Below are 6166 nucleotides of genomic sequence, written 5' to 3' on the forward strand. Positions count from 1 at the left end.
CCAGGCCGGCCGCGGCACGCACCGGGGCGGCGGCGCGGACCGGGCTGGTGGCACCGGAGACCGCGAGGGCGCCGGCGCCGAGCGCGCCGGCGCGGAGGAGGGTACGACGGGGGACGGGCTGCCCGAGATCAGTCATGGGCCCCACGCTGGCGCTGCGGAGCGGCGCGCGGGTGGCCGACGGATGACCGCCAGGGCACCGCCGGGTGACCGGTCGGATGCTCAGCCGGCCGGTGACGGCACGCGGATGCCGGCGTCGGCGAGGAACGCGCGAGCGCGACCGAGTCCCCGGTCCTCGGAGAACCGCCGCCAGGGATCCACGAGGTCCTCGGCGTCGACGACGTCTGGGCCCGTCCTACCAGAGCGGGCCGTCGTTGATGAACGCCACCATCTCGCGGACCAGCTCGTAGTCGCCGGCCTCCAGGGCCGCCGCGAGCCGGGCGTCCCGGCCGGCGAGGGTCTGCAGGTAGGCGAGGAAGTCCGGGGAGTCCAGGCCGAGCTCGCGCCAGTACGGGTCGTCGGCCGCCCAGTAGCTGGTCTCCACCGGCGGGAAGTGCTGGACGGTGTCGAGCTCGAAGTCGATGGCGTTCAGCGCCTCGCGGGTGCGCTGACCGGGCTCGGCCAGCCACAGCAGCTCGCCGCGTCCGGCGAGCATGTCGGGCGCGATGACGGCCAGCACCTGCTCGGTCTCGACACCGGCGGCCCACACCGTGGAGAGCAGGCCCTCGGTGCCCTCGCTCCAGTCGGCGCCGTGCTCGCGCCACCGGTCCCCCATCTGCCGGGCCACCTGGTGGTCGCCGTGCACCCCGACCGAGGTGAGCACGACGGGTGCCGGCGCCACGATGTCGACGACCTGGAGGATCTCGTCGCCGTTGAGCTCGGCTCGCACCACGTCCCCCACGGCCAGCGGCAGGTAGAAGGAGTTGTTCTGCAACCGGTAGGTGCCCCCCGCGTCGTGGGCGTCGACGGGCACCGCCCACAGGCTCTCGCCGGCGACCAGCTCCAGCTCACGCCGGAACCGCACGTTGACCTTCACCCGGTCCTCGTCGGTCGCCATGGGACCAGCGTGCTCCTGATCGGCGCGGACCGCACCCGGGTCCTGCGACCCTGTGCACGAGCGTGCGACGGGACTAGCGTCGGGAGACGTGGGCAGCAACAACAGTACGGCGGGTTCCGGCGCCAGCGGTGCGCTCTACGGGCTCGGCATCTTCGGCGCGTGGGTGTGGTTCTGGCAGGAGGCCGACGGCTTCTGGTGGCACGTCCTGGCCATCCTCGAGGGCTTGGTCTGGCCGGCGTTCCTCGTCTATCACGGCCTGGACCGGCTGGCCGGCTGAGCCCTCAGGCGAAGGATGCCCGCAGCCGGGCGTGCGCGTCGGGCGATGCTCCGATCGCGTCGAGGCCGAGCAGCGCCGCGCCCACCACCGGCGGCGCGGTGACGACGACCGGCGTCGCCAGCGGCGCCCGTTCGGCGAGCCCGGCGGTGATGGCGTCGAGCAGCAGCGCGTGACCGGCGGTCAGCACGCCGCCGCCGAGCACGACGTCGGTGCGTTCGTCGAGGAGCTCGAGCCGCCGCATCACCGAGGCCGCGAGCGCAACGATCTCCTCGGCCTGGCGCAGCACGACCGAGGTGGCCACCTCGTCGCCGAGCCGCGCCGCCTCGAAGAGCACCGGTGTCGCGTTGTGCAGGCGGCGCTCCGAGATGTCGCCGAGGTGGACGGCCTCGATGAGGTCGGCCATGTCCCGGCGGGCGAAGTGCTCGGGCAGCAGGTCCGCGAGCGCCGTCCGCGGACCCCGCCCGTCGACGGCGCGCGCCGCCCACCACATCGCCTCCTCGACGAGGAACGCGCCTCCGCCCCAGTCGCCGGAGATCCGGCCGACGGCGGCGAACCCCGCCGTCCGCCCGTCGTGCCCGATGCCGGAGCTGTTGATCCCCGCCCCGCAGACGACCGCGACGCCGGGTGGTTGTTCGACACCGGCGCGCAGGAGCGCGAACGTGTCGTTGCCGACGTACGTCGTGCGCGCCCACCCGTGCTGCTCGATCTCCTCGCGGAGCCGCTCGTGCTCGGGGGCCAGGTCGGCGTTGGCCAGGCAGGCCGAGACGTGGGCGACCAGCACGCCGCCGGTCGCCTCCTCGACGAGTGGCTGCAGATCGTCCACCGCGGCCCGGGCCCCGATCAGGTGCGGCCGGAAGCCACCGCCGCGGGCGCGGCCGACCACTGCACCGTCGGGAGCCACGAGCACGACGTCGGTCTTGGAGTTGCCGGCGTCGATCGCCAGGACCCCCTCCCCGGCGTCGTTCATCGGGCCCACGCGAGGAACTCGCGGTTGTGCGCGAGCAGCAGGTCGGTGAGCCGTTCGGCGCGGTCGATCTGTCCGATCAGCGGGTGCGCCAGGAGGGCGGTGAAGACCCGGTCGCGGCCGCCGTGCAGCGCGGCGTCGAGCGCGAGCCGCTCGTACGCCGCGACGTGGCCGATGAGCCCGGCGTACAACGGCTCGACCTCGCGGACCGGCAGCGGCTCCGCTCCGGCGGCGCTCACCCGGGCCCGGACCTCGATGACGTGGTCGTCGGGCAGGAACGGCAGGGTCCCGGCGTTCGCGACGTTGACGACGCGGGTCGCGGCCGCGTCGGTGCCGAGGATCGACCCGAGCAGCTCGACGGCCGCCTCGGAGTAGTACGCACCGCCGCGCTGCTCGAGCTCGACGGGCTTGGTGACCACGCCGGGGTCGGCGTACAGGTCGAGCAGGCGGCGCTCGATCGCGGCGACCGCGCTGGCGCGCGACGGGCCCGCCCGCAGCTCGCGGACGACCTCGTCGTGGGCGTAGAAGTAGCGCAGGTAGTACGACGGCACGGACCGCAGCCGGTCGAGGACCTCGGCGGGCAGCTCGATCTCCGTGGCGATCTCGGCCAGGTGCTCGCCGAGCAGCCGGGGCAGCACGTCCACGCCGTCGAGCAGCACCTCGCGCTCCCAGGTGAGGTGGTTGAGCCCGACGTGGTCGAGCTCGATCCGCTCGGGGTCCACTCCGAGCGTCGCGGCGAACCGGCGCTGGAAGCCGATCGCGACGTTGCACAGCCCGACCGCCCGGTGCCCCTCCTGCAGCAGCGCGCGGGTGACGATGCCGACCGGGTTGGTGAAGTCCACGATCCAGGCGTCCGGGTTGGACCGGCGCACCTGCTCGGCGATGTCGAGGACGACGGGCACGGTGCGCAGCGCCTTGGCCAGGCCGCCGGCGCCGGTGGTCTCCTGACCCACGCAGCCGCACTCCAGCGGCCAGGTCTCGTCGGCGTCACGGGTCGCCTGGCCGCCGACGCGCAGCTGGAGCAGCACCGCGTCGGCGCCGTCGACGGCCGCGGCGACGTCGGTGGTGGTCGTGACGCGGGCGGGATGGCCGAGGTGGGCGAGGATCCGGCGCGACACCCCACCGACCAGCTCGAGCCGCTCGGCCGAGGGGTCCATGAGCACCAGCTCCCCCACGTCGAGCCGGTCGGCCATCCGGCCGATGCCGTCGACCAGCTCGGGGGTGTACGTCGACCCCCCGCCGATCACTGCGAGCTTCATCCGGTCTCTCCTGTCTGGGTCGTGCGTGCGGGCCGCCCGTGTCGGTCGGCGGTGGTGTCGAAGACGAGGTCGCGGGCGGTCCGCAGCGCCGCGTGCAGGGCGCCGGTCAGCACCGGATCGGTGGTCACCTCGGCCAGCTCGAGCCGGGGGCGGGTGGCGGCCAGGTCGTCCAGCTCGCGCTGCACGACCGCGCGCAACCGCTCCCCGCCGGCGCCGACGACCGCGCCCGAGAGCACGACCAGCGCAGGGTCGAGGAGCGCGACGACCGCCGCGAGGCCGACGGCGAGCCGGTGTCCGAGCTCGGCGAGGAACGCCTCACCGCCGGGGCTCGCGACGGCGGCGGCGACACCGGCGCGGGCGTCGGGAGCCTTGAAGCCGTGCTGACGGGCCAGGGCCTGGACGGCTTTCGCGCCGACGAGCTCCTGGAAGCCGCCGGCGTTGCTGACCCCGACGTTGCGGACCAGCGGGGTGCCGGGCACCGGCAGGAAGCCCACCTCGCCGGCGCCGCCGGTGACGCCGCGGTGCAGGCGGCCGTCGAGCACGATCGCGGCACCGACCCCCTCCTCGGCCCACAGCAGCACGAAGTCGTCCCCGCCGCGAGCCGCACCCGCGTTGAGCTCGGCGATCGCCGCGAGGTTGACGTCGTTCTCCACCACGACCGTGGTGCCGAGGGCGTCGGCGAGCGCACTCAGCAGCTCGGGACCGTGCCAGCCGGGCAGGTGCCGGGCGTAGCGGAGGCGCTGGGTGCGCGGGTCGAACGCACCCGGAGTGCCCACGACGAGCGTCGTGAGATCGGCGCGGGTGACTCCGGCCGCGGCGCACGCGCCGTCGACCGCCCGGCCGACCCGCTCGACGGTGTCCTCGGCGGCCCGCCCGGGGGTGGGCAGCTCGAAGGTGCCGACCACCTCGCCGGTGATGTCGGCGACCGCGGCCCGGATCCGGCGCGCGGTGACGTCCAGCCCGGCGACGTACGCCGCCGTCGGGTCGACCTCGTAGAGCAGCGCGTTGGGGCCCGGACGCCCAGCGGTGCTGCCGCCGCGCCGCACCAGGTGCGCCGACTCCAACCGGGCCAGGATCTGCGACATCGTCGGCTTCGACAGGCCGGTCAGCTCGCCGAGCGCCGGCCGCGACAGCGGCCCGTGGGCGAGCAGCAGGTCGAGCACGCTGCGGTCGTTGATCGCCCGCAGGAGGCGTGGGGTCCCTGGCTCGCGCATGCTGTTCGTCCCGAACTGTTAGGTAAGTTTCCTAATGATTCGGAGCGTAGAACCGGACCCGCCGCGATGTCAACGGGTCAGCGGTTGCGACGCCAGATGGCGGCGTTCAATGCGGTGGCGAACGCCGTCCACCCGACGTACGGCGCCAGCGCGGCCGCGGCGGCCCGGTCGTGACGGGCCGCTTCGTGCAGCAGCGCGAGGTTCAGCACGTCCAGCCCCGCGATCACGCCCAGCCCGGTCGCCGGCGAGCGGCGCACGAAGAACGCCCAGCACCAGCCGGCGTTCGCGGCGAGGTCCGCCGTCGTCAGCGCGATCATCCGGCGGCCGCTCTCCGGGGACGCCTCCGCACGCTCCAAAGCCCAGCCGGTCCCCCAGGCGACCAGCCCGTACAGCGGCGTCCACACCAGCGGGAACGCGGCGCTCGGCGGCTGCCAGGCCGGCTTGTCGAGCGATCGGTACCACGCACTGTCCGGCCTGGTCCCGAGGAAGCCGAGACCGGCCGCGGCCGCGGTCAGGGCGCTGGTCAGCAGGCGGGCACGCATGCCACCAGCATGGCTCAGCCTCGAATCACCGATTGGTGCGGCATGGGACCTCACCCATCGCGGTCGTAGCGCAGCCCGTCGGAGGCGATCCGGGCGCCCGCGGCCGGCACGTGCTCGGCCAGGGTGCCGTCGTGCCCGAGGTGGCGCACCGCCACCTGGTGCAGGAGCACGGCAACGTCGGCGATGAGTCGCCGGTGGCAACGCCACCACAGGCTCTCGCTGCACAGGACGGCCGTGCTCGCCTCGGGGCGAGCGGCGACCTCGGCGAGCAGTTCGACGAACGCCGAGCGGAACTCCTCGCTCCGCGTGTGGGCCGCATAGCCGCGGAACGCCTCGACCCGCCACCACGGGTCGGCGTCCTCCTCCCCCGGCGGGACCCGACGCCGGCCGCCCAGCCGCGGCTCCCACCGGTAGTCGACACCGGCCGCCGGCAGCCACTCCTCGAGCCGCTCGGTGGCGACGTGCGGATGGCGCCGGCTGCCCGGGAAGCGGCGTACGTCGACGACGAGTCCGACACCCGCACCCGTGAGCAGCCCGGTGAGCTGTTCCTGGGTCGCGGTGCCGTGGCCGACGGTGAGCAGGGTGGCGATCGGGGCCTACCGGGGCTCGGGCCGGTGCCACCTCGTCGCGCTGGTGGCGCCGGTGCGGACCAGCTCGCCCTCGTCGACGAGCTGCTTGAGCAGCACCCGCGCCTTGTCGGCGTTCAACCCGGTCGCGGTGCGGACGTCGGCGCCGCTCACCGGGCCGCGGGCGGCGAGCGTGAGGACCACCTCGCGCGGGCCGGCCGGCGCGGTCACGCCGACGGTCCGCGGCGCGAGGCCCAGGACCGCCGGGTCCTCGGCGTGCGTGCCCGCGG

Annotated in this window: 7 protein-coding genes and 1 pseudogene; 1 reads left to right on the forward strand and 7 read right to left on the reverse strand. The window is 74.8% G+C overall.

What is annotated here, in order from left to right; genetic code table 11:
• Nucleotides 1-352 precede the first annotated feature (352 nt).
• Complete coding sequence (locus tag VGD85_RS03925) at nucleotides 353-1054, reverse strand: hypothetical protein (RefSeq protein WP_331062143.1); 702 nt, start codon at nucleotides 1052-1054, stop codon at nucleotides 353-355.
• A gap of 88 nt (nucleotides 1055-1142) precedes the next feature.
• Between VGD85_RS03925 and VGD85_RS03930 the strand changes: the two genes are divergently transcribed.
• Entirely contained in the window at nucleotides 1143-1331 is a 189-nt protein-coding gene (locus tag VGD85_RS03930; RefSeq protein ID WP_331062144.1) for a hypothetical protein, read from the forward strand.
• 4 nt (nucleotides 1332-1335) lie between these two features.
• On the opposite strand, the gene VGD85_RS03935 is transcribed toward VGD85_RS03930, so the two are convergent.
• The 6 genes and pseudogenes from VGD85_RS03935 to VGD85_RS03960 all read right to left on the reverse strand — a co-directional run.
• Complete coding sequence (locus VGD85_RS03935; RefSeq protein ID WP_331062145.1) at nucleotides 1336-2298, reverse strand: N-acetylglucosamine kinase; 963 nt, start codon at nucleotides 2296-2298, stop codon at nucleotides 1336-1338.
• Nucleotides 2295-3554, reverse strand: coding sequence for a 6-phospho-beta-glucosidase (locus VGD85_RS03940; protein ID WP_331062146.1), 1260 nt, complete (start codon nucleotides 3552-3554; stop codon nucleotides 2295-2297). The genes VGD85_RS03935 and VGD85_RS03940 overlap by 4 nt, the downstream gene beginning before the upstream one ends.
• Nucleotides 3551-4768, reverse strand: a complete 1218-nt coding sequence (locus VGD85_RS03945; RefSeq protein ID WP_331062147.1) for an ROK family transcriptional regulator — start codon at nucleotides 4766-4768, stop codon at nucleotides 3551-3553. The genes VGD85_RS03940 and VGD85_RS03945 overlap by 4 nt, the downstream gene beginning before the upstream one ends.
• Nucleotides 4769-4845: 77 nt before the next feature.
• Nucleotides 4846-5310: a TspO/MBR family protein gene (locus tag VGD85_RS03950; protein ID WP_331062148.1), complete on the reverse strand. Its 465-nt coding sequence runs from the start codon at nucleotides 5308-5310 to the stop codon at nucleotides 4846-4848.
• A gap of 185 nt (nucleotides 5311-5495) precedes the next feature.
• Nucleotides 5496-5900: pseudogene (locus tag VGD85_RS03955) on the reverse strand (DUF488 family protein); the annotation flags it as partial.
• A 6-nt stretch (nucleotides 5901-5906) separates the two neighbouring features.
• Nucleotides 5907-6166 (reverse strand): hypothetical protein (locus VGD85_RS03960; protein WP_331062149.1); only part of this gene is annotated, 260 nt, incomplete at its 5' end.

The sequence above is a fragment of the Nocardioides sp. genome (genome assembly GCF_036401255.1).
In the GTDB taxonomy this organism is placed as follows: domain Bacteria; phylum Actinomycetota; class Actinomycetes; order Propionibacteriales; family Nocardioidaceae; genus Nocardioides.